The organism is Pseudoalteromonas sp. SG43-4 (assembly GCF_014164325.1).
Classification (GTDB): Bacteria; Pseudomonadota; Gammaproteobacteria; order Enterobacterales; family Alteromonadaceae; genus Pseudoalteromonas; species Pseudoalteromonas distincta.
Genome location: NZ_JACJFB010000002.1, coordinates 128,002 through 153,130, shown reverse-complemented (window position 1 = coordinate 153,130; position 25,129 = coordinate 128,002). Strand labels below are relative to the sequence as shown.

At 40.3% G+C, this 25,129-nt stretch carries 22 protein-coding genes; 3 read left to right on the top strand and 19 right to left on the bottom strand.

The window, feature by feature from the left end; all coding sequences use genetic code 11:
- Positions 1-3 precede the first annotated feature (3 nt).
- From hscA to H5160_RS02655, 11 genes are all read right to left on the bottom strand, one after another.
- On the bottom strand, positions 4-1,866 hold the full coding sequence (hscA, locus tag H5160_RS02705) for a Fe-S protein assembly chaperone HscA (protein WP_002958429.1): 1,863 nt from the start codon (positions 1,864-1,866) through the stop codon (positions 4-6).
- A 41-nt stretch (positions 1,867-1,907) separates the two neighbouring features.
- Complete coding sequence (hscB, locus tag H5160_RS02700; protein WP_182736650.1) at positions 1,908-2,435, bottom strand: co-chaperone HscB; 528 nt, start codon at positions 2,433-2,435, stop codon at positions 1,908-1,910.
- A gap of 82 nt (positions 2,436-2,517) precedes the next feature.
- Positions 2,518-2,841, bottom strand: a complete 324-nt coding sequence (gene iscA / locus H5160_RS02695; RefSeq protein ID WP_002958427.1) for an iron-sulfur cluster assembly protein IscA — start codon at positions 2,839-2,841, stop codon at positions 2,518-2,520.
- A 12-nt stretch (positions 2,842-2,853) separates the two neighbouring features.
- The gene (gene iscU, locus H5160_RS02690; RefSeq protein WP_002958426.1) at positions 2,854-3,237 is read right to left on the bottom strand and encodes a Fe-S cluster assembly scaffold IscU; all 384 of its coding nucleotides are present in this window, start codon (positions 3,235-3,237) and stop codon (positions 2,854-2,856) included.
- A 41-nt stretch (positions 3,238-3,278) separates the two neighbouring features.
- Entirely contained in the window at positions 3,279-4,496 is a 1,218-nt protein-coding gene (locus tag H5160_RS02685; RefSeq protein ID WP_002958425.1) for an IscS subfamily cysteine desulfurase, read from the bottom strand.
- Between the two features lie 24 nt (positions 4,497-4,520).
- Complete coding sequence (gene iscR, locus H5160_RS02680; protein ID WP_002958424.1) at positions 4,521-5,012, bottom strand: Fe-S cluster assembly transcriptional regulator IscR; 492 nt, start codon at positions 5,010-5,012, stop codon at positions 4,521-4,523.
- Between the two features lie 237 nt (positions 5,013-5,249).
- Positions 5,250-5,975 (bottom strand): tRNA (cytosine(32)/uridine(32)-2'-O)-methyltransferase TrmJ, encoded by a 726-nt coding sequence (gene trmJ, locus H5160_RS02675; protein ID WP_002958423.1) that lies wholly within the window; start codon positions 5,973-5,975, stop codon positions 5,250-5,252.
- Between the two features lie 157 nt (positions 5,976-6,132).
- A complete protein-coding gene (locus H5160_RS02670) occupies positions 6,133-6,888 on the bottom strand; it encodes a class I SAM-dependent methyltransferase (protein ID WP_010554084.1) in 756 nt (251 codons plus the stop codon).
- Positions 6,889-6,945: 57 nt separating this feature from the next.
- On the bottom strand, positions 6,946-8,124 hold the full coding sequence (locus H5160_RS02665; RefSeq protein WP_182694805.1) for a response regulator transcription factor: 1,179 nt from the start codon (positions 8,122-8,124) through the stop codon (positions 6,946-6,948).
- Between the two features lie 140 nt (positions 8,125-8,264).
- On the bottom strand, positions 8,265-10,304 hold the full coding sequence (gene prlC / locus H5160_RS02660) for an oligopeptidase A (RefSeq protein ID WP_149602058.1): 2,040 nt from the start codon (positions 10,302-10,304) through the stop codon (positions 8,265-8,267).
- Positions 10,305-10,390: 86 nt separating this feature from the next.
- The gene (locus tag H5160_RS02655; RefSeq protein WP_039485717.1) at positions 10,391-11,065 is read right to left on the bottom strand and encodes a DUF2461 domain-containing protein; all 675 of its coding nucleotides are present in this window, start codon (positions 11,063-11,065) and stop codon (positions 10,391-10,393) included.
- A gap of 78 nt (positions 11,066-11,143) precedes the next feature.
- On the opposite strand from H5160_RS02655, the gene gorA reads away from it, so the two are divergent.
- The 3 genes from gorA to H5160_RS02640 all read left to right on the top strand — a co-directional run bounded on the left by gorA (position 11,144) and on the right by H5160_RS02640 (position 14,347).
- The gene (gene gorA / locus H5160_RS02650; RefSeq protein WP_039485720.1) at positions 11,144-12,505 is read left to right on the top strand and encodes a glutathione-disulfide reductase; all 1,362 of its coding nucleotides are present in this window, start codon (positions 11,144-11,146) and stop codon (positions 12,503-12,505) included.
- Between the two features lie 264 nt (positions 12,506-12,769).
- Positions 12,770-13,402: a hypothetical protein gene (locus H5160_RS02645; protein WP_138488456.1), complete on the top strand. Its 633-nt coding sequence runs from the start codon at positions 12,770-12,772 to the stop codon at positions 13,400-13,402.
- A gap of 108 nt (positions 13,403-13,510) precedes the next feature.
- A complete protein-coding gene (locus H5160_RS02640; RefSeq protein ID WP_024597410.1) occupies positions 13,511-14,347 on the top strand; it encodes a mechanosensitive ion channel family protein in 837 nt (278 codons plus the stop codon).
- Between the two features lie 153 nt (positions 14,348-14,500).
- Here the strand turns inward: H5160_RS02640 and tldD are convergent, their stop codons facing one another.
- Genes tldD through H5160_RS02600 form a run of 8 tightly spaced genes read right to left on the bottom strand, consistent with a single transcriptional unit; the run spans position 14,501 to position 25,030 of the window.
- Entirely contained in the window at positions 14,501-15,940 is a 1,440-nt protein-coding gene (gene tldD, locus H5160_RS02635) for a metalloprotease TldD (protein WP_024597409.1), read from the bottom strand.
- Complete coding sequence (locus tag H5160_RS02630) at positions 15,937-16,776, bottom strand: carbon-nitrogen hydrolase family protein (RefSeq protein WP_165723728.1); 840 nt, start codon at positions 16,774-16,776, stop codon at positions 15,937-15,939. Before H5160_RS02630 ends, tldD begins: the two co-directional genes overlap by 4 nt.
- Positions 16,773-20,630, bottom strand: coding sequence for a YhdP family protein (locus tag H5160_RS02625; protein ID WP_182736649.1), 3,858 nt, complete (start codon positions 20,628-20,630; stop codon positions 16,773-16,775). The genes H5160_RS02630 and H5160_RS02625 overlap by 4 nt, the downstream gene beginning before the upstream one ends.
- Positions 20,630-22,102 carry a ribonuclease G gene (gene rng, locus H5160_RS02620; RefSeq protein ID WP_002958405.1) on the bottom strand — a complete coding sequence of 491 codons (1,473 nt, stop codon included), beginning with the start codon at positions 22,100-22,102 and terminating at the stop codon, positions 20,630-20,632. The genes H5160_RS02625 and rng overlap by 1 nt, the downstream gene beginning before the upstream one ends.
- Before the next feature lies 1 nt (position 22,103).
- Entirely contained in the window at positions 22,104-22,673 is a 570-nt protein-coding gene (locus H5160_RS02615) for a nucleoside triphosphate pyrophosphatase (protein WP_002958404.1), read from the bottom strand.
- Positions 22,673-23,152, bottom strand: coding sequence for a rod shape-determining protein MreD (gene mreD / locus H5160_RS02610; RefSeq protein ID WP_002958403.1), 480 nt, complete (start codon positions 23,150-23,152; stop codon positions 22,673-22,675). The genes H5160_RS02615 and mreD overlap by 1 nt, the downstream gene beginning before the upstream one ends.
- Positions 23,145-23,987, bottom strand: a complete 843-nt coding sequence (mreC, locus tag H5160_RS02605; protein ID WP_173400216.1) for a rod shape-determining protein MreC — start codon at positions 23,985-23,987, stop codon at positions 23,145-23,147. Before mreC ends, mreD begins: the two co-directional genes overlap by 8 nt.
- Positions 23,987-25,030, bottom strand: coding sequence for a rod shape-determining protein (locus H5160_RS02600; protein ID WP_002958401.1), 1,044 nt, complete (start codon positions 25,028-25,030; stop codon positions 23,987-23,989). Before H5160_RS02600 ends, mreC begins: the two co-directional genes overlap by 1 nt.
- Positions 25,031-25,129: the final 99 nt, after the last annotated feature.

Below are 25,129 nucleotides of genomic sequence, written 5' to 3'. Positions count from 1 at the left end.
CTCTTAAATGTTGTCTACTGACTGCCCTGTAAGGGCCTTTTTAATTGATGCATCCATTCTACGCGATGCAAAGTCGCTACTCGCATTATCGACTTTTTCGATAGCTGCTTTAATTTCGCCAGGCTCTTGTGCATTTTCGCGCACTTTTACCAGTTCTGCAATTTCAGCGCGTAAGTTAGCTAGTTGCATATCGTCAAGTAATGCACCATCGGCTTCAAGTGATGCGTTAAGCGCTTCTATAACACGCAACGCTTCTACTTGTTGCTCTTTAAGCATACGCGCTTGCATGTCGCCTTTAGCGTTGCTCATTGATTCTTTTAGCATGTTAGCTACTTGGTCATCAGATAAACCAAACGAAGGCTTAACTTGAATCTCAGCTTGTACACCTGTTGATTTTTCCATAGCTGAAACACTTAATAGGCCATCAGCATCAACTTTAAAGGTTACACGAATATGCGCAGCGCCTGCCGCCATTGGTGGAATACCTTTTAAGCTAAACTTAGCAAGCGATCGACAATCATCAACAAGCTCACGCTCACCTTGCAGCACATGTAATGACATGGCTGTTTGACCGTCTTTAAACGTTGTAAATTCTTGTGCGCGTGCTACCGGAATCGTTGTATTACGCGGAATGATTTTTTCAACCAAACCACCCATCGTTTCAAGGCCTAGCGATAACGGTAATACATCAAGCAATAACATGTCAGAATCGGGCTTATTGCCAATTAACACGTCGGCTTGAAGCGCGGCACCTAAGGCTACAACACGATCAGGATCGATTGAAGTTAGCGGCTCTTTATCAAAAAAGCTTTGTACTTGGCTACGTACCAATGGCATACGGGTTGAACCGCCTACCATAATAACTTGCAGCACTTCTTCATTTTCAATGCCAGCATCTTTTACAGCACGACGACACGAGCGCAGCGTTTTTTTAATTAGTGGCATAGCCATTTCATCAAACGTTTCGCGCGTTACTTCAACGGTGTATTTTTGATCGTCAAACTCAAGGCCCACGTTTACTTTAGCGTATTGGCTTAATGCTTCTTTACACGCTTTTGCTTTATTGATAAATAAACGTAAAACTGAAGGTGATAATGCTGACACACCTGTTTGCTGCTTAAAGTAATCAACAAGGAGCGAATCAAAGTCATCGCCGCCGAGGCTAGAGTCGCCACCGGTTGCCATTACTTCAAACACACCTTGGTGTAATCTAAGTACTGATATATCAAACGTACCACCGCCTAAATCATAAACAGCAATAATACCTTCTTGACCTGAATCTAAACCATAAGCGACTGCTGCTGCTGTTGGTTCATTTAATAAACGTAGTACGTTAATACCTGCAAGCTCTGCGGCATCTTTAGTACTTTGGCGCTGTGCGTCATCAAAGTACGCTGGTACTGTGATTACAGCCCCTAAAATTTCTTGGTTGCCAAAACTTTGCTCAGCTCGTGCTTTTAATGCAGCTAAAATATGGCTTGATGCTTTAATTGGACTAATTTTACCTGCCGCAGTTTCTATTGCTAGCGCACCATTGTGCTCACAAAATTCATACGGTAGTTGCCCATAACTTTGCTCTATTTCAGCCTGAGTTTTACCTAAAAAACGCTTAACCGAAATAAGTGTGTTAGCAGGGTCTTGCGTTGCTGCTTGTGCAGCTTCTGCGCCAACAGTAATACCGCCTGCTTGATAACGAACAACCGACGGTAACATAGCCGCGCCAAGATCATCAGTTAACGTGCGGGCTTCGCCGCTTTGCACTGTTGCAACTAATGAATTAGTTGTACCAAGGTCAATACCAATTGCTAGTTTATGTTCGTGTGGTGCCGCGCTTTGCCCCGGCTCAGCAATTTGCAATAATGCCATAATGCTCTTTAAACTCGTGTTGCTCGCTTTGCAGCAAGTAATTAATCGTCAAATAAACTGTCTTCGATACGCTCTAGTTCTTCACGTAACTTATAAACAAACTTCAGTTTACGAATATTATCTGCGGCAAGTTGATATTGCTGCTCATCATTACTTGCTAATTGCTCAGCAAGTTGTGCACTGTATTGCGCGTTTAATTGCTTAATTTGTTTTTCAAAATTTGCAATGGCGGTATCAGGATCGCTAGCTGATGTTAGCTCTTCAAGTTCTTCGCGAAGTTCCATTTGCTGCATTAAAAACATTGGATCTTGCAAGGTTTGCTGCTCTGCACGAATATCAACGCCTAGCTCGCTCAACATATATTCAGCACGTTTTACTGGGTGCTTTAATGTTTGTAGCGCATCGTTAATTTCGGCAGTGCTTTGCACAGCCATTAACTTATCGCGGCTGCTCGCATTCGCGTGGCGATCGGGATGTACAGTACGCTGTAATTCCAAGTAGTGCTTGCTAACCGTTGCTAAATCAACATTGTAATCAACGGGGACTGCAAATAATTCAAAGTAACGCATAACTTCAACCAATAATATTCAGAAATAACAAAGCCCTACATTAACTGGCAGGGCTTATTTATACTACAAAGATATTTAAAGCTTAAACGGTAAAGCTTTCGCCACAACCACACTCATCTGCTTGATTCGGGTTATTAAATTTAAACCCTTCATTTAAGCCTTCTTTAGTGTAGTCGAGCTCTGTGCCATCGATGTAAACTAAGCTTTTAGCGTCAACAATTAAGGTGACACCTTTAGCCGCAAAAGTTTCATCGTCTTCGTTTAAATCGTCAACAAACTCAAGTACATAAGCAAGACCTGAACAGCCCGTCGTTTTAATGCCAACGCGCAGGCCTAAACCTTTACCGCGGTTTGCTAAAAATGATTGTACGCGGTTTGCTGCCGCATCTGTCAATGTCACTGCCATGAGTTTCTCTTCTTACTTCGCTTGTTTGCTTTTGTAGTCTGCAATTGCTGCTTGAATTGCGTCTTCGGCTAAAATTGAACAGTGAATTTTCACTGGTGGCAACTCAAGCTCTGCACTGATATCAGTGTTTTTAATTGTCGCTGCTTCGTCTAGCGTTTTGCCTTTAACCCACTCTGTTACAAGTGAAGATGAAGCAATTGCGCTACCACAACCGTAGGTTTTGAATTTTGCATCTTCAATAACGCCAGTGGCAGATACTTTAATTTGCAGTTTCATTACGTCACCACATGCTGGTGCGCCTACCATACCCGTTGCCACTGACGGATCGTTCTTATCTAGAGTACCTACGTTACGTGGGTTTTCTACGTGGTCGATTACTTTATCACTATAAGCCATTATTCTATCCTCATTACCTGCTAGGGTATGTGCTCACACTATTAGTGGTGAGCCCATTCAACTGAATCTAAATCAATACCTTCTTGATGCATCTCCCAAAGTGGAGACATCTCACGTAGGCGACCGATAGAGTTTTTCATTAATTCGACGGTGTAATCAATCTCTTCTTCGGTAGTAAAGCGGCCAATACTAAAACGAATTGAGCTATGTGCTAATTCGTCGTTACGGCCAAGTGCACGTAATACATAAGAAGGCTCTAAGCTTGCAGATGTACAGGCTGAACCTGACGATACTGCAATGTCTTTTACTGCCATAAGTAACGACTCACCTTCAACAAAGTTAAAGCTGATGTTTACAATACCCGGTACTGATTGGTCTTGTGTGCCGTTAAAGTATACTTCGTCCATATCAGCCATAATGCCGTCGATTAAACGATTACGTAAGGCGCTGATGTGTGCGTGATCTTTTTCGAAATCTTGCTTAGCAATTTTAAACGCAGTACCCATACCCACTAATTGGTGAGTTGCTAGTGTACCAGAGCGCATACCGCGTTCATGTCCGCCACCGTGCATTTGCGCTTCAAGGCGAGCACGTGGTTTACGACGAACGTAAAGTGCACCAACACCTTTAGGGCCATACACTTTATGTGCAGAGAACGACATAAAATCAACTTTAAGCTGTTGCACGTCGATTAATACTTTGCCCGCGCTTTGCGCTGCATCTACGTGGAACATAATTTTACGTTCGCGACACATTTCGCCAATAGTCGCGATATCTTGAATCACACCTAGCTCGTTATTAACGTGCATGATGCTTACAAGTACTGTGTCGTCACGCATTGTGTCGGCAAGTTTTTGTAAATCAAGTAGGCCGTTTTCTTCAACGTCCATGTAAGTTACTTCAAAACCTTGGCGCTCAAGCTCACGACATGTGTCGATTACAGCTTTATGCTCAGTTTTAGCGGTAATAACGTGCTTACCTTTTTTCTTGTAAAACTGTGCTGCACCTTTAATAGCAAGGTTATTTGATTCTGTTGCACCCGATGTGAAAACAATTTCACGTGGGTCTGCATTAATTAAATCAGCAATATCTGTACGCGCTTGGTCAACAGCTTCTTCTGCTTGCCAACCAAAACGGTGTGAGCGTGACGCAGGATTACCAAACTTACCGTCCATTGTCAGGCACTGCATCATTTCTTTAGCAACACGTTCATCAACAGGCGTGGTCGCTGCGTAATCTAAATAAATCGGTAACTTCATTTCTCTCTCCGCTGCAGGTCAACCTTAAAGTTGACAGCTTACTTGAATGTTTTCCAACTGCTTAATTGCATTATTGATACTGTTATCTTGGCGCGATGCTATTTCTTTCACATCTGATTTTTCCACCAATTCAGCAAGGGTAATATTATTCAAAAATTCTTCTATGCGTGCGCTTAAGTCTGACCACAAATTATGTGTTAAACAACGCATACCACTCTGACAGCCGGTATCGGCACCTTGGCAACGTGTTGCATCGACCGATTCGTCTACGGCGCTAATAATATCGCCAACAGAGATAACGCCCGCTTCACGCCCTAGTAAATAACCACCACCAGGTCCACGAACAGAACTTACTAGGCCATTTTTACGTAAACGAGCAAATAATTGTTCAAGGTAAGACAAAGAAATTTCTTGTCTTTGTGAAATATCAGCAAGGGCTACAGGACCTACACCTGTGTGTAGTGCAACATCCAGCATAGCTGTAACGGCATATCTGCCTTTTGATGTTAACTTCATAACGCCCCCTGCACAAAAGAGTGCAAATTTTAATTACCAGAGTAAATTAGTCAAGTATTATCACTTGATAAAAATTTGATTTATAAACTCTTACTTTTTAAATTGTAGAGTTAACAAACTTTCAATACTTGACCTCTTTGGTCAAGTATTACAGCCATTGTAATTACCTGAGTATTTTAGTCAAGTATTAGCTAGTTATTTACCCATTGGTTTTTATAACTAATAGCTATACCTAAGTTACTTAGGGATAGACTTATTAATTGAAGTGAGAATACCGCGTAAAATATTCATTTCGGCATCTTCAGGGTGAGCTCGGTTAAATAAACGACGTAATTTAGTCATAACTAACCCAGGGTGCTGTTTGATAATAAAACCGGTTTTGAAAAGCGTCTCTTCAAGGTGCTCATAAAACAGTTCTGTTTGTTTTGAGCTTGGGTAAACTGCATCGTCTTCTTCAACCTTTTTAGGTTGTTGATTTAAAAACGCCATACGTGTTTCGTAACTAAGTGTTTGTACGGCCATAGCTAAATTAAGCGAGCTGTACTCTGGATTAGCAGGAATACATACGTGGTAATTACAAAGCTGTAATTCTTCATTAGTTAAGCCGCTGTTTTCACGACCAAATACTAGCGCTACAGGACCATTTACAGCTTCAGCAACGAGTTTTTCACCACATTCACGTGGTTCAACCATTGGCCACGAAAGCGTACGAGAACGCGCACTTGTGCCAATTGTTAATGTACAGTCAGCGATAGCTTCTTCAACAGTACCTACAATAACTGCATTGCCTAAAACATCAGTTGCGCCTGCAGCTAAAGCACTTGCTTGGCTGTCTATTTCACAAGCAGGATCAACTAAATAAAGCTTTGATAAACCCATGGTTTTCATGGCGCGAGCCGCCGAACCAATATTGCCCGAATGTGACGTGTTAACTAAAACAATGCGAATATCATCTAAGATCATTACTGTGCTACTTTACTATGCCAAAAAATTGCGCAAATTCTAACATGAAAATGTAATAAGATCCTAGATTCAAAAGGCTAGATCCTAAGATCCAAGCCAATATAACGATTCTTACATGGGCAAATTCTAGGGATATACCACCAATTTGTTTTGATGTTTAAACCATTGCCGCCTTTACATAAACATCAAAACGGTTCTTTTTAGTTTTAATTTGCATACTTGGGGTTTTTTCGTTTAAGAATGGCGCATAATCGGGGCGTTTTACAACGACACGCTTACTGGCAAGTGGATAGGCAAAATCAAGTAGGTCGTCAGCGTCGTTGTCTGCACCAACTAGCTCTTGAAATACGCGCATTTCTTTTTTAACTAATGCTGATTTTTCGCGATGCGGAAACATGGGATCTAAATAAACAACATCGGGCATGCTTTCGCACTGAGAGAGCAAAGTATGGCTTGAGCCAAATATTAGGCTCATGTTTTCTTTCATCCACAAACCAATTTCAATATCGCTATAGGCTCGCTTTAACCCATCGTATAAAAGGGCTGCAACAACCGGATGACGTTCATGTAATATGACTTTGCACCCTAGCGAGGCAAGTACAAAGCCGTCTCGCCCAAGGCCTGCGGTAGCATCAAGTACAACAGGCGTTGCACCTTTATTTAAACCAACCGCTTTGGCAATAGCTTGCCCTTTACCACCGCCAAACTTGCGCCTATGGGCAGCAGCACCGGTTACAAAATCAACATTAATTGCACCTAGTTTAGGCTCGTCGGTTTTAAATAGGCTTAACCCTTTATCATCGTAATGTAAACTAAAGCCACTGCAATTTTGCGCCCATTGGGCTAAACCAAAGCGTGTTTCTAATTCATTTAAATAAGGACGTAACTCTTTAAAAGCACACTGAATAACCACAATAAACTCCGACGATAAAATACGCCTGTAGTATATCAACCGCTTTACTTTAAAGCACTAAAATAGCTCTATATCACTGTGATGATTAGTATTGACCTTTGCGGCTTCCGCTTTAGTGCGTAAATTAGATATAAGTTCATTGCGGCTTTCGGCAACTTGTTTAAGCTGATATTTGATAAAAGCTAAATCACTATTAGCCGATACAAATAACTGCATTGTTTGATCTAATTGAGATATATATAAGGTGAGATCTGCAGGATTTGCTTGTGTTTGTTGTAGCTTAATGGCGCAGTCAAGCTCATGTAGCTGCTCTATAAACACTTTAGTACTTTTGTTTTGCTCTATATTTTGTGTAGTTAACTGCTTAACAATATCTTGAAGGGCTGTACTTATTTGAGCTGCCTGCTCATAACTGCTTTCGCTTCTTTCCATGGTAATAACCTTCTCGTTGGTTACTTCTAATATATGCGGGAACAGATCTTTATAACGCCCGTACAAAGCATCATTATCAACTGGCATATTTTTTATCAAAAGGGATACTTTGGGGTAATTAATTATAGTACTACTACCAATATCAACAAATCGTTGAGCTTGTCTGTGTTGCTCCAGCAGCTCTTGCTCTAACGGGCAAACACCACTTTGCTGACTGTAAAAAACACCTGTTCCTTGATACCAAAACACAACCACAACATCTAAATTTAAAGGAGCAAAAAAGGTAAAAAAGTGTTCACTTAACGATTGAAAATTATTAGCGTGATAGCTTTGTCCAACGTAGCGCATTATACGGCCCATATCGCCCGACTCTGTCATCGCTATTTCCGCTGTTTTATTCGCTTTTGCTATATCCAATTTTAGCTTTGCACATTGCTGTCGATATTCGTAAAGCACTTTTATACGCGCTATTAACTCTTCTGCGTTAAAGGGTTTAGTAATGTAATCAGATGCGCCAACACTATAACCTTTTACCCGATCGCTTAACTCTATTTTAGATGAGAGAAACATAACGGGAATATCTTGAGTGCTTTCACTTTGCTTTATCGTTTTACATACGTCATAGCCTGACATACCTGGCATTTCAATATCGAGTAAAATAATATCAGGGTTATATTTATTGGTTAGCCTTAATCCTTCATCGCCATCTTTTGCATGAATTATTTTACAAAACCCTGCTAAAGACTCTTCAATTATATGATGAACATATTTGTCGTCATCAATTGCTAATACCAACTTTGCCATGCCTTAATCCATTTTAATAGGTGTGCTAAAAGCATAGTACGACAGGATGAAATTACTAAAAATTATTAGATAATAATTTACAAATAATAAAAAAGCGCCATTTAGGCGCTTTAATTTGGTTTGTGCTAAATATTAGATTTTTAAGCTGCAATACCGCTGTGACGTAGTAACGCGTCAACATTTGGCTCTCGACCACGGAACTTTTTAAATAATTCCATTGGCTCTTCACTGCCGCCTTTTTCTAAAATATTTTGCATGAAGGCTTGACCGGTTTGCGGGTTAAAAATACCTTCTTCTTCAAATTTAGAATAAGCATCAGCAGAGAGTACTTCAGCCCATTTATATGAGTAATAACCAGCGCTGTAACCGCCTGCAAAAATGTGGCTAAAGCCATGCTGAAAACGGTTAAACTCAGGAGGCTTAACGACCGAGGTACGGCTGCGTACGTCATCAAGTACTGCTTGAATTTGACACTCTTCACCCGCTTTATAATCATTGTGGATTTTAAAGTCGAATAACGAGAACTCAATTTGACGCAGCATTTGCATGCCTGAGTTGTAGTTTTTAGCCGCTAGTAGCTTATCAAGTAGCTCTTTAGGTAACGGCTCGCCCGTTTCATAATGACCTGAAATAAAGCTCAATGCTTCTTCTTCATAACACCAGTTTTCTAAAAACTGACTAGGAAGCTCTACCGCATCCCACGCTACACCATTAATACCCGCAACAGGGGCAGCATCAACTTGTGTAAGCATGTGGTGAATACCATGACCAAACTCGTGGAATAAGGTAGTCACTTCGTCATGAGTAAACAATGCAGGTTTATCGCCAACCGCTTTATTAAAATTACACACTAAATAAGCCACTGGAGTTTGTAGTTCGCCGTTAGCACGTACTTTACGACCCATACAGTCGTCCATCCACGCACCACCGCGTTTACGGTCGCGTGCATATAAATCGAGATAAAAACGTCCACGTAAGGTATTGCTGCTATCTACAATTTCAAAAAAACGTACATCTTTGTGGTAAGTATCAAAATCAGTAACTTCTTTTACGCTAATACCAAATAAGCGGTTAACGGTTTCGAATAAGCCACTTAATACTTTATTTGCAGGGAAGTAAGGACGTAGTACTTCATCTGAAATAGCGTATTTTTCTTGCTTAAGTTTTTCGCTGTAGTAACCAAAATCCCATGCCTGTAATTCAGAAATACCATGTTTTTGCTCAGCATAGGCTTTTAACTCTGCCACTTCTTGTTCTGCTTGTGGTTTTGATTTAGCAGCAAGGTCTTCTAAAAACGAGAATACTTGCGCTGGTGTTTCGGCCATTTTAGTTGCCAGTGACTTTTCAGCGTAGCTGTTAAATCCTAGTAACTGTGCAAGTTCATGGCGAAGCGCAAGCTCCTCACTCATAATCTCTGAGTTATCAAATTCACCAGCATTAGGGCCTTGATCTGATGCGCGCGTAGAAAACGCGGTGTAAGTTTCTCTGCGGAGTTCGCGGTTATCTGCATAGGTCATAATTGGTAAATACGACGGGAAATCAAGGGTAAATACCCAACCGTCTAACTCTTTACTTTTTGCTGTGTCAGCTGCAAGCGCTAAAGCAGATTCTGGCAAGCCAGCTAAGTCGCTTTCATCAGTAATATGCTTGTGCCAAGCAAGTGTGGCATCCATTACGTTGTTGCCAAATTTTGAGGCAAGTTCTGATAAACGCGCGCTAATTTCGCCGTAGCGTTTTTGCTGCTTCGGCGCTAATGCAATACCCGATAATTTAAAGTCACGAAGCGCATTAGTAATTGTTTTTTGCTGTGCTGTAGTCAGCGTTTTAAATTCGTCGCTGTTATAAAGCGTATTATACGCGTTGTATAAACCTTGATGCTGACCTACAAATGTTGAATATTCAGATATTAACGGTAAGCACTGCTCGTAAGCTTCACGTAATTCGTCGTTATTCATTACTGAATTTAAATGCGATACAGGGGAGAACATACGCGATAATTTGTCGTCGGCTTCTTCAAGGGGTAATACTAAGTCATCCCACGTGTACGAACCTTTCGCTAACACGTCATCAATGGCTTTACGACAAAGCTCAATACCGTCTTTTAGTGCTGGTACTACGTACTCAGGCTTTATTTTTGAAAATGGTGGTAAGCCTTCAAGGCCAATTAGTGGGTTGCTCATAAATACTCTCTTTGAGTTAATGCATTACGTTTTAAATTGGGTCTAAAAGTAAAAAAACAACTCAGCCGCTTTTAAGTTGTTTAATTTTAATAAGGTTGCTCTAAAGCAAAACACAAATAACCCATTAATGAGTCGGCCACTTTATAACGTTCTAGTACCGTATCAACTAGGTTATTACTGCATATTTGCTTTTGAGTAAGTGGGCTAATGGCTATAAAGTCTTTTCGTTTGAGCTCATCTATTAAGGGATGATCTTTTTCAAAGCCCCTTGGTGGGCGTTTTAGCGACTCTCCTGACATTTCAAATATAGATTTAAATTGCTCATCATAAATTGCTTTTTTATAGCTATTTGGGTTTTCATCTATGCAGGTTCTAATGGCATTAAGCGCCTTTGATTCTGGTCGCCAAATACCAGCACCTACAAAACATTCGTCATTTGCTAAGTGAAAATAAAAACCAGGGGCGTGTACGTCTTTTCCCATAAAATGGCGAAATTGAATCCCTACATTAATTTTATATGGGGTTTTATCTTTACTAAAACGCGCGTCTTTATGGATTCTCATTAAACTACCGCCGACTTTTTTATCTGATGCGACAAAATGGCTAGAAACCTCAGCAAGTGGTGCTTGCATTTGCCTAATGAAATCTAAAGCGGGCTCTCTTACGTATTCCTCATACTGTGATTTATGGTCGTTAAACCAGTCTCTATTATTGTTTTGATCAAGCAGAGCAAGAAATTCGAATGTTTTTTTACTAAACATAGGTCACCTAAACACTCTTTATTTTTAAAACTTAATGTTATGCTAATGCGCATAAAACTCAACGCCTAAGGACATAAAATGACACAACACTTTGATTATATTGCAATCGGTGGTGGCAGTGGTGGTATTGCCTCTGCAAATAGAGCGGCAATGCGTGGCGCTAAAGTAGCACTTATAGAAGCAAAACACATGGGCGGCACGTGTGTAAACGTGGGCTGCGTACCTAAAAAAGTAATGTGGCACGGTGCTCAGGTTGCTGAAGCAATTAATTTATATGCCCCAGATTACGGCTTTAATGTTGAAGTTAAAGGCTTTGATTGGAGCAAGTTAGTAGAAAGCCGTGAAGCCTACATAGGCCGAATTCATAAAGGTTACGACAGTGGCCTTGCTAGCAATGGCGTTACTGTAATCAAAGGCTTTGCTAAATTTGTAGATAATAAAACAGTTGAAGTAAACGGCGAGCACTACACAGCCGATCATATATTAATTGCAGTAGGTGGACGCCCAAGCATTCCGCATATTGAAGGTGCTGAACACGGTATCGATTCAAATGGCTTTTTTGAATTAAAAGAGCAACCTAAACGCGTTGCAGTAATAGGCGCAGGCTACATAGCCGTTGAGCTTGCTGGTGTATTACATGGTTTAGGTACTGAAACACATTTATTTGTTCGTAAGCATTCTCCACTTCGTAACTTTGACCCATACATAGTTGAAACCCTTGTTGATGTTATGGCTGCTGAAGGCCCTACTCTTCATACAGAATCTGTACCTCATAAATTAGTTAAAGAAGATGATGGCTCTGTAACGCTACATTTAGATAATGGCAAAACTCATAACGTTGACCAAGTAATTTGGGCCATTGGCCGCCAGCCAACAACAGATGCAATTAATGTTGCCGCTGCCGGCGTAGAAGTTAACAGCGATGGTTTTGTTAAAGTTGATGAGTTTCAAAATACCACAGCTAAAAATGTATACGCGGTTGGCGATATTATCGAAAACGGTATTGAACTTACGCCTGTAGCAGTGAAAGCAGGGCGTACTTTATCAGAGCGTTTATTTAATAAAGAACTACCTGATGATTTAAAAATGGATTACAGCCTAGTTCCTACTGTTGTATTTAGTCACCCACCAATTGGTACTATTGGCCTTACTGAACAAGAAGCTATTTCTCAATATGGCGAAGAAAACGTTAAGATTTACCAATCTGGTTTTACAGCTATGTACACAGCGGTAACTAAACATCGCCAGCCTTGTAAAATGAAACTTGTATGTGCCGGCCCAGACGAAAAAGTAGTTGGCCTACATGGTATTGGTTTTGCGGTTGATGAAATGATTCAAGGTTTTGCAGTTGCCATGAAAATGGGCGCTACTAAAGCTGATTTTGATGCCGTTGTTGCGATTCACCCAACAGGTTCTGAAGAGTTTGTTACTATGCGCTAGGCGCTAAACTCTAAGCGCTCAATTATAAAAAGCCCTTGTTAAGTAATTAGTAAGGGCTTTTTAATGCTTGTTATATTTTGCACAACAAACCACTTAAAACGTCACATTAAAAACATCCATTCAACATTAAAAAAACATCTAAGCCATTATTTTAACAGCAAAAATTTTAGACCGATAAAAAGGTTAAAAGTTTAAATTTTGTTTTGGCTTTAAAGCATTTTAACGATTAGAATCCCGCGCATTTATAGTTTTTCTTGGTTATTTATGTTTTTACTGCGATCTTTTATTTATTTATTATGCCTAGCGGGTGTTGCTCATTTAATTCAACTTGAAGGGTTTGAATTAAAACAGGATGCACTTTACAGTGAAGAAACTCTTACCGAACATATGCAAGATGTTTTGACTTTTTTAAGCTGTATTTTATTTTTTTACGCTTCGCGAATTAACTTTCAACTCAAAATACCGGCTGTATTACTAGCTGCGTTATCGGCAATGATGTTTGTGAGAGAGTTTGATACCTACCTCGACCTATACTTTTTTGATGGCGCTTGGCAAAGTATCGTCTATTCAATTTTAGCTGGCGTGTTTGTTTATTTAATAACAAACAGAGGAAGTATTTTTAACTCTTTAAAAGCCTATAGCCTCACTCCTAGTTATGGAATTTGCTTATCAGGCATGGTTACTTTACTCGCATTTTCGCGAATGATGGGCAAAGGCGCATTTTGGCATTCAGTAATGGGTGATGACTATGTACGTGCGGTAAAAAACATTGTTGAAGAAGGTATAGAAACGCTTGGCTATACTTTGATTTTTATTTCAGCCATTGAGCTTGTACTCATATGCCGAAAAAGAATGGCTAAAAATCACAAGCATTGCACTGATCAAGTAACTCAATAACATAGCTACATTTTTTATTGGTTACTTTTTTTACACTAAATTTGCTAATTGGTTTAATAAATCAATATACTGAGCCTGTTTTTATCAACTCACATTTAATTGGATACCATGACTAAAGATATATTGCTGCATCCGTTTCTTCTTTCAATTGTAATGATCACAATTGCATTTGTACTAAAAGTGCTTGTTGATAAGCTTGCTAAAAGTCGCGCAGAAAAAAAAGAAAAAGACATCCGTTACATCGCACACAATATTAAGCACTTTATTAATTTTGTAATGATGATATCGCTGCTATTTGTGTGGTCTACTGAAATTCAAAACTTTGCACTTTCTATTGCTGCTTTTGCCGTGGCGATTGTACTTGCAACGCGTGAGTTTATTCAGTGTGTAATAGGCTTTTTTTACCTCGTAACAACTCGCCCGTTTAGAGTGGGTGATTGGATACAAGTTGGTGATTACTTTGGTGAAGTAGCTGAAACGGATTGGATAAAAACAACCATGCATGAAATTGATATACATACTTATCAATTTTCTAGAAAAACCATATACATACCTAATAACAAGCTGATTACCAGCTCTATTAAAAACTTAAACTTTGTAAAACGCTTTGTTACACATCATTTTATTATTGTCCGAAGAGAGAGCTTTAACCCGTACCCTATTCACGACACACTCACTGAGCAAGCTAAACTGTACTGCGAAGAGTTTCAAGAAGTAGCAAGCCGTTATAATTCGATGATTGAGCGTAAACTTGATGCAAAAATATCTGGCCCAGAGCCGGTAATTCACTTTGGTACAACCGATTTAGGTGAATTTAAAGCAAGCTTTACCTTGTTTTGCCCGACAGAAAAAGCGCTTGAGATAGAGCACAAATTAACAGAGTGCTTTTTTGCGTTATGGTACAAAGAGGCTGAAAAAAATAAAGAAGGTGAAGGAGAGGCATAAACCTCGCCTACACAAAGTAAAAATACAAATCGTAGGTGCGAATTTATTTCGCGCTCTATTTCTAAGTCTGTATTTAAAAAGCGAGGTATAAAACCTCACCTACAATAAACATCAAGCATGTAGGTACGAATTCACTTCGCGCTTGAGTAATATTTAAGCTGTACCACCGACCGTTAACTGATCAATCTTAAGGCTTGGTTGGCCTACGCCTACCGGTACGCTTTGACCATCTTTACCACAAACACCAACACCTTTATCAAGTGCTAAGTCGTTACCAACCATAGATATTTGCTGCATTACTTCTGGTCCATTACCAATAAGCGTTGCGCCTTTAATTGGTTGGGTAATTTTACCATTTTCGATTAAATACGCTTCTGATGCACTAAATACAAACTTACCTGAGGTTATATCAACTTGTCCGCCGCCAAAGTTAGGCGCGAATACCCCTTTTTTAACTGAGCTGATAATATCGGCTTGGCTGTGCTCACCACCTAACATGTAGGTGTTAGTCATGCGAGGCATTGGTAAATGCGCATAAGACTCACGACGTGCGTTACCGGTAGGATTTACACCCATTAAACGCGCGTTTAGCTTATCTTGCATATAGCCTTTTAAAATACCGTTTTCGATAAGTACGTTGTAAGCGGCTGGTGTGCCTTCATCATCAACATTAAGTGACCCACGGCGATCGGCCATGGTGCCATCATCAACAACAGTACACAGCTCAGATGCTACTTTTTGGCCCACTTTACCACTAAACGCAGACGCGCCTTTGCGGTTAAAGTCGCCTTCAAGTCCATGCCCTACTGCTTCGTGTAAAAGCACGCCAGGCCAACCATTACCAAGTACAACTTCCATCGTGCCGGCAGGTGCATCAATAGCTTCAAGGTTTACTTTAGCTTGGCGTACCGCTTCTTCTGCAAATTCCATCCAACGTGGTTTACCATCAACAAGCTCTTTAAAGTAACCATAATCTAAACGTGCACCACCACCTGCGCCACCGCGTTCACGGCGACCATTTTTTTCAAGCAGCACTGAGCAGTTTAAACGAATAAGCGGGCGAATATCGGTGGCAAACGTACCGTCACTAGCTGCGATTAATACTTCTTCGTATACCGCTGACATTGAGCTAATTACTTGCTCTGCATCGGGTGCTAGTTCACGAATATAGTTTTCAAGTTCGCGTAATAAACTCACCTTGTCGGTATCGCTCATACTCGAAATTGGCTGATGCGCTGCAAACTGCTCTTTAGCTTTAACATCACTAAATACTTTAATCGCTCTATCTTCGCCAGCATCTGCGATGCTACGAGCCGCTGTAGCCGCCTTATTAAGTGCTTCAAGATTTATTGCATCAGAGTAAGAAAAACCTGTTTTTTCGCCGCTTACAGCACGTACACCAACGCCACGTTCAACGTTATAAGAGCCTTCTTTAACTAAGCCGTCTTCAAGCACCCATGATTCGTGGTGGCTTGATTGAAAATATAAATCGGCGTAATCCACTTTATGCTGATGTATGTAAGCGAGCGTTTTTTCGAGCTCTTCTCTATTTAGCTGGCTGTCTTGTAGTAAATGCTGTTCAACCGAATTCATAATAAATGCTCTCTAAATCGTTGATGAGACTGCACGGGCATATCTCGTCTAATTTTTTGTAACTGGTCTAAATCTGCGTTGCAGCTTATAAAACCGGTGCCTGTTGGCAATTCACTCAGGGTATTGCCCCAAGGCGAAATAATAATACTGTGGCCATATGTTTGTCGGCCATTTTCATGTGTACCGTACTGAGCTGCTGCAACTACATAACATTGTGTTTCTATTGCGCGAGCTGCTAATAGCGGTTGCCAATGCGCTTGCCCTGTAGGGACTGTAAATGCACTGGGTACTAAAATAATATTGGCGCCTTGGCGTACTAGTTCGTTAAATAAGCCACTAAAGCGCAGATCATAACATACTGTTAAGCCAATTTTACCAAAGGGAGAATCAACAACCACTACATCGCTTCCAGCTTGGGTAAAATCTGACTCTCGATAGCTACCTGTTTTATCATCAACGGTTACATCAAATAAATGTATTTTGTTATACGTTGCAACCAGCTCGCCTTGATTATTATATAAGTGCGATGCTGCGTAATACTTATGTTCGTTAAATGGCTCAGGCATTGTGCCTGCATTTAACCAAATATTATGGTGTTGGCACAATTCACTAAGTTGTAATTTGTATTGCTCAACTTGCTTAGCAACACGTAACGTATCGTTACCAGTTTTACTAAACACTAAAAAAGCCTCAGGCAAGCAAACAAGTAATGGTCTTGTTGCTGGCAGGGTTTTAAGTGCGCGCTTTAAGCTTGTTATGTTGTCATCAGGGCTTAGCCCTGAACACATTTGTAGGGCAACTATTGTGGGTGTGCTTATGCTTGCTGTTTTGTTCATTGCGTTACTGTTACTTGTGCATCTTTAAGTTTTAAATCGACTGATGCTTGTGGCTGATTTTGCGCAGCTTGAGGTAGTGTAACTTCACGACTTTTTCTGTCGAGTTCTTGAACAATAGGGTCGTTCATTTTACCCGTTACTTTAAAATTGATCTCTGAGATGACGCGCGCAGAATGAATAACTTTATCAAGTGCTAAAGCAGCAAGCCCTGTTACTGGATTAACCATCCACGCAACTATAACCGGAATGCTTGAGGTTACTTGTGGCGCTACAGCAAGGTCGTAATCTATATCTAGCGTGTTTAAATTTGCATAACCTTTAATGGTTAAATCGGCGGGTACGCCGTCCATTTTAGTATCTTTAGTGTAAGCGATACCGTTTTCTAACTGCATAGAGCCTTGCATGCTGTTATAAAAAAAGCCCTTTGAAAATACATCTCTAAAATCAAGTTTCAGTTTGCGTACGAGTGAATCAAGGCTCAACAGCGAAAATACGCGTGCACCACCATCACTTATTTCAGTTAAGTGACCTTCCCCTAAATCCCAAGTAACCTCACCACTTAAAGTTTTCACATCAAAATCATAAGGTGCTGCTTGCCAAGTAAGATCATAATTTAGATCAGCTTTAGAGTCCTTAATTGCAGAGGTAATATCAAACTCGCCAAACAATGCGCCTATATCATCACTTTTAAGCTCACCACCTAGCGTTGTTAAACCATTTTGCCACTGCCCTTTAGTGCGCAGTACATGATCTCCTTTATCGATTACAAGTTCTGATATCGATAAGCGCTCGCCATCACCTAATAATGACGCACTCACTTTATCAAGCTGATAGCGATCAATTTTGCAGTCACTACATTCAAACTCAATGGCAGGTATTTTAGTAAGCCAGCTCAAGTCTTCCTCAGGAAGTACATCTGTTATTTCAATTAATTGCTCGCTAGGCTGTGCAAAATTAAGCCTTAAGTAATCGGCATTAATTCGTATAGGCTGGCTAGGCTGTGATGTAGGAATAAAAACCCCAGCTCTAAGTTCTTTAGCATTTAGCTTTAGGTATAAATCGTCTTTTGATGGTGCTAAACGCATTTCAAAATCATTAAAGATGATGTTACTCGCATCAAGCATACCTATATTTGCGACCACCTCATTAAGCGGTGGCATAATCCCTTTTGATTCTTTATCTAGATTTGCTTTACCTGCTTTAATTATTTGATCAATCAGATCAAACCAAGGCACTAATTCACTCTGCTCAAGATTTATATTTACGCTTAAGTCTTTTTGGTTTAATCCTAAATCTTGTTTTCCGAGCACAAAATGGGCATTACTAAACTGTGATTTTCCATTTTCTAAAATAGCATTAAAGTAAAACTGTTGATTAGCGTTTGCTGTAATGAGATTAGAAATATCATCACCTTGAACTACTGCATCAAGCGCCCACATTTGTTCGCTATTTTTATTATAAGGTGCGGGTAAGTTACTCGTTAAGCCAAGTAGTTCTGAGTTTACCTGTGCACGATAATTAAAGCCTTGTTCGGTAAAATTAAGTACTAAACCAATATCAACATCGCTTTGCCCGCCTAAATAATTTTTTAATATACCTTGCCCACTATCGATTAGTGTATCGGCGTCAATTTTGGCGTTTATATCTATGTTTGCTTGGTAGTTTTTAGCATCACTTTTACTGCTGTAATTAATATTTAGTGGCATACCCAACCACTTCGCAGTCGCATTTTTAAGTGTGATGTTGTCGTTTTTAAAATTAAGCTCGCCAGTTAAGTTTTTAAGCTCAATGCCTGGCGTTGCTATAAATACTGGCAAGTCATTTAAATTAACTTTGCCGCTAACACTGGCTCCGCCTTTAAACTTAGAGCCTACTAAAAGCTCAATACTGGCATCGGCTTCGCCTTTGCCCTGTACAACTTTAAAAATTTCAGCAAGAGGTTTGGCAATAGGTGTCGCTGCAAAAAAGTCATGTAACTTTTCCATCTCTGCTTTTTTATCAATTTGCACAATAAGTTCATCAGCATTCATTAAATCTGCAATGCTCACCTGTACACTATTACCAATATCTAAATTAACCAACTTGCCTTGCTGGCTATATATGTCCATCCGCTCATTAGCAAAATGTAGCTGTACATTAGCATTAGTGACCGCTGGCCAATCAGAGTCAAACTCATAGGTTGCATTGTCTATTTGTGCTAATACATCAAACTGACCACTACCATCAGTAAATGGAAAACCAGACAAAGGCCCTGCAAATAAGACCTGTGCTTTAGATACTTCTCCGCCTTTAATTGCACCATTTAAATAGCTAACAAGTTCAGGGCTCATCGCTTTTAATGGGAAGTAATGATCTGCAATATTGGCATCTGGAGCGAACGCTTCTGCGTAAAGATCTAATCGAGGATCATCTGTTAGGCTAATTTGTAATTCTGCAGCAAGAGTAACTTCATCATTATCAAACCAGATATTGTCACTACTTATATGCCAGCCATCATCTCGCTTAGCTAAATCTAGCTCTACATTTAGCTGATTATAATTTATGTCGTTACTAAAGCTTTCGCCTGTGACTAATGTGCCACTTTCGCCAAATAAATTTATTCGACCAGTACTTTGGGTAAGTAAACCATTTACTCTAAGCCCTTGCGCTGCTGGTACCGATCTTAATTCTTGCCAGCCAATATTGTTAGCCTCAAACCATAATTGCCATTGCTGTGCATTAGAAAAACTTAAATAAGCTTGATCTATTTGCCCACTAGGTTGGCGTTCTAAAAATGGTTCAAGTGCATTAAAATTACTTAGCCCGGCTAGGTTACTCAGTAATTCAAAATCAACTTGATGCAGCCACACTTTATTTTGCAGCCCTAGTTGGGCTTCAAACTCTAAACTTGGCCATGCTTTATCGTTACTATTAAATGTTAAACCGGTACTTTTTAAGTGCCAGCTATTTTGTTCTGGATATAGATGGAATCCACCTTCACTCAAACTAACTTGGTGGCTTTGCTCTTCTCGCTGCCAGCGTACAAAGCTTGGTAACCACTGCATTTTCACATCGCTTACAAAACCTTTATCTAGTTTTAGCCATGCTTGTAAATTAATATCGCTATGTAGTTGTTGTTTTTGCGTATTTATATATTGCGCTAACCAGTTAGATACATCGACCTTATTAGCCTGCACATAGATGTCGCCCGCAACCTGCTCTAGAGTATCCCCGGTAAGTGCTATGCGCGCGTCAAAGTCTCCGACCGAAATTCCCGGTAGTGCTAAGCTTCCACTGCCAAGGTGCTGCTCATCTTCATTTTGCCAAACAATGTTTTGAAGAAGTAATTTACGTTCTTTACCATCTTCTAAAATAAAGTTAATACTGGAATTTTCTATTGCAAAATGACCCGTTTCACCCAAAAACAGTTCTTCAATTAGCTCTTTTTGCTCAAAAGAAACTTCGTCGTTATCACCGGTTTTAAATAAGTTGGTGATATTTACACTGGTATGAAAACCATTAATAACAAAATAATTAGATCTAAGTTGCAGTGCTTTTAAGCTTTCCCATAGGTTTAGCTCTAAGCTGGTTTTAGCAATGGTGAGTGATATTGGCGCGGTTTCGTTATCTTTAAACGATAAATTTTCTAGCACTAATGCAGGACCACTGCCCTGCCAACTAGCTGATATTTCGCCAATAGATAAGCTTATTTCAAACTTTTCGTGTAAATAGCTTTCTATGTCACCTTTATATTCGTTTGCATACGGGAGGGTATATTTTAAAATTGAAACAATAACGGCCAGTAATACCAAAATTATGGCGCAGGTCTGCCATAACTTTCTAAAACAAAAAAAACAGACCGCTTTTGCTTTCATTACATCATTACCACATCAAACTGTTCTTGGCTGTATAAGCTCTCGGTTTGAATATTGACTTGCTTACCAATAAATAGTTCAAGCTCAGCAAGGTTATGATACTCATCGTTTAGTAGGGCCTCACTTACAGCCGGCGCTGCATACACCATAAACTTGTCTGCTGCGTATGCTCGGTTAACACGCACTATTTCACGTAGTATTTCGTAGCAAACCGTTTCAACTGTTTTTTGTGAACCACGACCGGAGCATGCAGGGCATACATCACATAAAATATGCTCTAAGCTTTCGCGTGTACGTTTACGCGTCATTTCAACAAGGCCAAGCGCTGAAAGCCCATTAATATTCGTTTTAGTGCGATCTTTTGCAAGGGCTGATTCAAGTGAATGAAGCACCCGCCTTTTATGATCCTCACTTACCATATCGATAAAGTCGATAATGATAATACCGCCTAAGTTACGCAGCCTAAGCTGGCGAGCAATTGCAGAGGTTGCTTCTACGTTGGTATTAAAAATTGTTTCTTCTAAATTACGATGCCCTACAAATGCACCTGTATTAACATCAACAGTCGTCATTGCTTCTGTTTGGTCAATAATTATATAACCACCCGATTTTAGCGTAACTTTACGATGCAGTGCTTTTTGAATTTCGTTTTCAACATCAAACAAATCAAATATAGGTCGCTCGCCTGGGTAGTATTCAAGCACTTGAGAAAGCTGTGGAACAAACTCTTCAGTAAATAACTTTAGTTCTTCATAGCTGAGTTTAGAGTCAACGCGAATGCGCTCCATATCTTCGCCTACATAGTCACGCAGGGTTCTAAAGGCAAGCGTTAAATCTTCGTGTAGGATACTGGCTTTACTCGTTTTTCTACGACGTGATGTTATTTTTTCCCATAATTTTCTTAAAAAGCCGGCATCGTGTCGTAATTCAGCTTCGCTAGCACCCTCAGCTGCTGTACGTACGATAAAGCTGCCATTTTCATCGCCATATTCTGCGACTATTTTTTTAAGACGTGAGCGCTCTTCTTCAGTTTCTATACGCTGACTAACCCCTACATGGGTCGCATCAGGCATAAACACTAAATAGCGAGAAGGGATAGTTATATCAGTGGTGAGTCTTGCGCCTTTAGTGCCTAGCGGATCTTTTACCACTTGCACCATAATGTATTGGCCTTGACGAACTAACTCTCTAATATCTTGTACTTTTTTTATTGGTACGTCGTCTACGCCTTCAACAATAGAGGCACTATTTACAATATCGGATGCATGCAAAAATGCAGCTTTTTCAAGGCCGATATCGACAAAAGCAGCCTGCATACCCGGAAGTACACGGCTTATTTTTCCTAAGTAAATATTGCCTACAATACCTAGATTACCGATTCGCTCTAGCTGTATTTCTTGCAGTACACCGTTTTCTATTAGGGCAACACGGCTTTCGCTCGGTGTGACATTGATCAGTAATTCTGTACTCATGTTACCTTCTTAAGAATGTTTTTAATAATTGTTCGGTTTCATATAAAGGTAAGCCTACAACAGAAAAATAGCTACCCGCAATGTGAGTTACAAAGCGGCCGCCTAAACCTTGGATACCGTAGCCACCGGCTTTATCTTGTGGCTCACCTGACTCCCAATAAGCATTAATTTCTTCATCTGTTAAGGTTTTAAAAGTAACATCTGTGCTTACAACACAGCTAAGCACATCATTTTGCGTCGCAAATGCAACTGCGGTAAGAACTTGATGCGTGTTACCCGATAGGCGTTTTAACGTGTGTGTAAAATCGTTTTTATCGCGAGGTTTACCCAATGACTCGTTGTCTATAACAACCACGGTATCACTACCAAGTACAGGGCGATCGGTATATCCAAGCTCTACACCGCTTTGGGCTTTCAAGCGCGCTAAACGCTCAACAAGAGCTCTAGGTTGCTCGTTTGGAAGTGGGCTTTCATCTGCATCAACACTAAACTGTGTAAATTCGACACCTAATTGGCTTAATAACTCTTTACGACGGGGAGAGGCTGATGCCAAATATACTGCGGTAGTCATTACCTGATCCTAAAATGTCTGCGATATTTACGAAGTAGTAAAAAAACCCAAAACCAGCTAACCATTCCGGTTGCTACTGGCCATAAGTACTGTGGATTAAAATAAACCCCTAACAAAAAGTGATTTAGCCAAAACTGCATTAAGTGATACAGCGTTAAAAATAAACCAATTAGTAGGCTTTGTTGCCAAAGCGAAAAGTTACGAATTTTTTGAAAGTTGCTCGCGGTTACAAAAATACATACCGAGAATGTAAGCGAGTTCACGCCCAGCGGTGAGCCAGACGCTAAATCTATTAATAAACCAACGACCCAAGCAGTACCAATATTTAAACGATGCGGTACTGCTAGCGACCAATACATAAGTACAAGTAAAACCCAGTCAGGTCTAAATGGTTCAAACGAAAATGGAAGTGGCATCAGTGCCATTATTAACGCAAAAAAGATGCTTAGCGCAATTAACAATGAATAACGGTTAATCATCGCTGATTTGCTCCTGTTGATTACGCCATAAAATAACCAGCAAACGAATACGATCTAGTTGCGCAATAGGTTCTGCAAAAACTTGTGCAAACGGTCGCCCTTCATCACGATTTATTTCAGTTACTACTGCCACCGGGTATCCTTCGGGGAATGTGCCCCCTAAACCCGATGTAACAAGTACATCGCCAATTCGCACATCTAAACTGTGTGGAACGTGAGAGAGCTTAACGACGTTAATTTTACCTATGCCTTCAACAACCGTTCGTACATCGTTACGAAGTATACGCACAGGTGTGGCATGTGTGGTGTCGGTCATTAGTAGCACGCGTGAAGTTGTTGAACCAACCTTTGTAAGCTGCCCTACTACACCCATTTCATCAATTACAGCTTGGCCTTCACTAAGCCCGTCAGTTGTACCACGGTTAATAACAACCTGATGACTATACGGGTTTGAATGTACAGAAAGTACCTGAGCAATAATTTTACGATTTGATTGCTTTGCAGATGAGCCTAATAAGGCGCGCAGTTTTTGATTTTCTCTGGCTAGAAATTGATACTGCTGAAGTTGCTCGCTTTGTAGCATTTGCTTTTTTTTCAGCGCTTCGTTTTCAGTAAGAAGTTGATCCCGCGTATGCAGGCTTTTAGCACTTAAGCTAAATAATTCGTAGGGTAAATTAGCAACATAGATTAGTGGGCTAACTAGAGTATTAAGGCTGGTACGAACAACGGTACCACCTTGCGTATATCTGTCTCCAACTATGAGTACGATACTCAAAAGCACTGCGACAAAAAGTCGCAGTTGCAAAGAGACTGTGCGTCCAAACATTAATTTCATTAGTCGTAACTAAAAACGTCACCACCATGAACATCGATCATTTCTAATGCTTTACCACCACCACGCGCAACACACGTAAGTGGATCATCAGCTACAACAACCGGAATACCCGTTTCTTCCATTAATAAACGGTCTAAATCTTTTAACAATGCACCACCGCCAGTAAGTACCATGCCGTGCGCAGAGATATCTGATGCCAGCTCAGGTGGTGATTGCTCAAGTGCAACCATTACTGCACTCACAATACCCATTAACGGCTCTTGTAGAGCTTCTAGGATTTCGTGTGAGTTAAGCGTGAATGAACGCGGAACACCTTCGGCAAGGTTACGACCGCGCACTTCAATTTCGATTGGCTCATCAGTTTTGAACGCAGAGCCAATTTGATGCTTAATATTTTCAGCTGTCGCTTCACCAATTAAGCTACCAAAGTTACGACGTACATAATTAATAATAGCTTCGTCAAACTTATCGCCACCAATACGAACAGATGATGAGTAAACAACACCGTTAAGTGAAATAATAGCCACTTCAGTTGTACCACCACCAATATCAACAACCATAGAACCTGTTGCTTCTGATACTGGTAAACCTGCGCCAATAGCTGCTGCCATTGGTTCTTCAATTAAGTAAACTTCACGAGCACCGGCACCCATTGCAGATTCACGTATTGCACGTTTTTCTACTTGAGTAGCACCACACGGTACACAAATTAGTACACGCGGACTTGGGCGCATAAAGTTATTGTTATGCACTTGCTTAATGAAGTGTTGTAACATTTTTTCAGTTACATAAAAATCAGCAATTACACCGTCTTTCATTGGACGGATTGCTTTAATATTTCCCGGTGTACGGCCTAGCATTTGTTTTGCTTCTGTACCTACAGATGCAACACTTTTAGGTCCACCAGCGCGTTCTTGGCGAATAGCAACAACAGAAGGTTCGTTTAATACAATACCTTCTTCTTTTACATAAATTAGGGTATTGGCTGTACCCAAGTCGATCGATAGATCGTTAGAAAAAATACCACGGAGTTTTTTAAACATGAGGCTGGATGACCTTTGAAATACGTTCTTATATTAGCTGCCTCACTTTAACATGCTCAACTATATGAGCAATATAAAGCGCAGCGCCTTTGTGAATTT

Coding starts and splice junctions, on each gene's coding strand:
- hscA (WP_002958429.1), bottom strand. CDS start 1,866: ATGGCATTATTGCAAATTGCTGAGCCGGGGCAAAGCGCGGCACCACAC.
- hscB (WP_182736650.1), bottom strand. CDS start 2,435: ATGCGTTACTTTGAATTATTTGCAGTCCCCGTTGATTACAATGTTGAT.
- iscA (WP_002958427.1), bottom strand. CDS start 2,841: ATGGCAGTGACATTGACAGATGCGGCAGCAAACCGCGTACAATCATTT.
- iscU (WP_002958426.1), bottom strand. CDS start 3,237: ATGGCTTATAGTGATAAAGTAATCGACCACGTAGAAAACCCACGTAAC.
- H5160_RS02685 (WP_002958425.1), bottom strand. CDS start 4,496: ATGAAGTTACCGATTTATTTAGATTACGCAGCGACCACGCCTGTTGAT.
- iscR (WP_002958424.1), bottom strand. CDS start 5,012: ATGAAGTTAACATCAAAAGGCAGATATGCCGTTACAGCTATGCTGGAT.
- trmJ (WP_002958423.1), bottom strand. CDS start 5,975: ATGATCTTAGATGATATTCGCATTGTTTTAGTTAACACGTCACATTCG.
- H5160_RS02665 (WP_182694805.1), bottom strand. CDS start 8,124: ATGGCAAAGTTGGTATTAGCAATTGATGACGACAAATATGTTCATCAT.
- prlC (WP_149602058.1), bottom strand. CDS start 10,304: ATGAGCAACCCACTAATTGGCCTTGAAGGCTTACCACCATTTTCAAAA.
- H5160_RS02655 (WP_039485717.1), bottom strand. CDS start 11,065: ATGTTTAGTAAAAAAACATTCGAATTTCTTGCTCTGCTTGATCAAAAC.
- gorA (WP_039485720.1), top strand. CDS start 11,144: ATGACACAACACTTTGATTATATTGCAATCGGTGGTGGCAGTGGTGGT.
- H5160_RS02645 (WP_138488456.1), top strand. CDS start 12,770: ATGTTTTTACTGCGATCTTTTATTTATTTATTATGCCTAGCGGGTGTT.
- H5160_RS02640 (WP_024597410.1), top strand. CDS start 13,511: ATGACTAAAGATATATTGCTGCATCCGTTTCTTCTTTCAATTGTAATG.
- tldD (WP_024597409.1), bottom strand. CDS start 15,940: ATGAATTCGGTTGAACAGCATTTACTACAAGACAGCCAGCTAAATAGA.
- H5160_RS02630 (WP_165723728.1), bottom strand. CDS start 16,776: ATGAACAAAACAGCAAGCATAAGCACACCCACAATAGTTGCCCTACAA.
- H5160_RS02625 (WP_182736649.1), bottom strand. CDS start 20,630: ATGAAAGCAAAAGCGGTCTGTTTTTTTTGTTTTAGAAAGTTATGGCAG.
- rng (WP_002958405.1), bottom strand. CDS start 22,102: ATGAGTACAGAATTACTGATCAATGTCACACCGAGCGAAAGCCGTGTT.
- H5160_RS02615 (WP_002958404.1), bottom strand. CDS start 22,673: ATGACTACCGCAGTATATTTGGCATCAGCCTCTCCCCGTCGTAAAGAG.
- mreD (WP_002958403.1), bottom strand. CDS start 23,152: ATGATTAACCGTTATTCATTGTTAATTGCGCTAAGCATCTTTTTTGCG.
- mreC (WP_173400216.1), bottom strand. CDS start 23,987: ATGAAATTAATGTTTGGACGCACAGTCTCTTTGCAACTGCGACTTTTT.
- H5160_RS02600 (WP_002958401.1), bottom strand. CDS start 25,030: ATGTTTAAAAAACTCCGTGGTATTTTTTCTAACGATCTATCGATCGAC.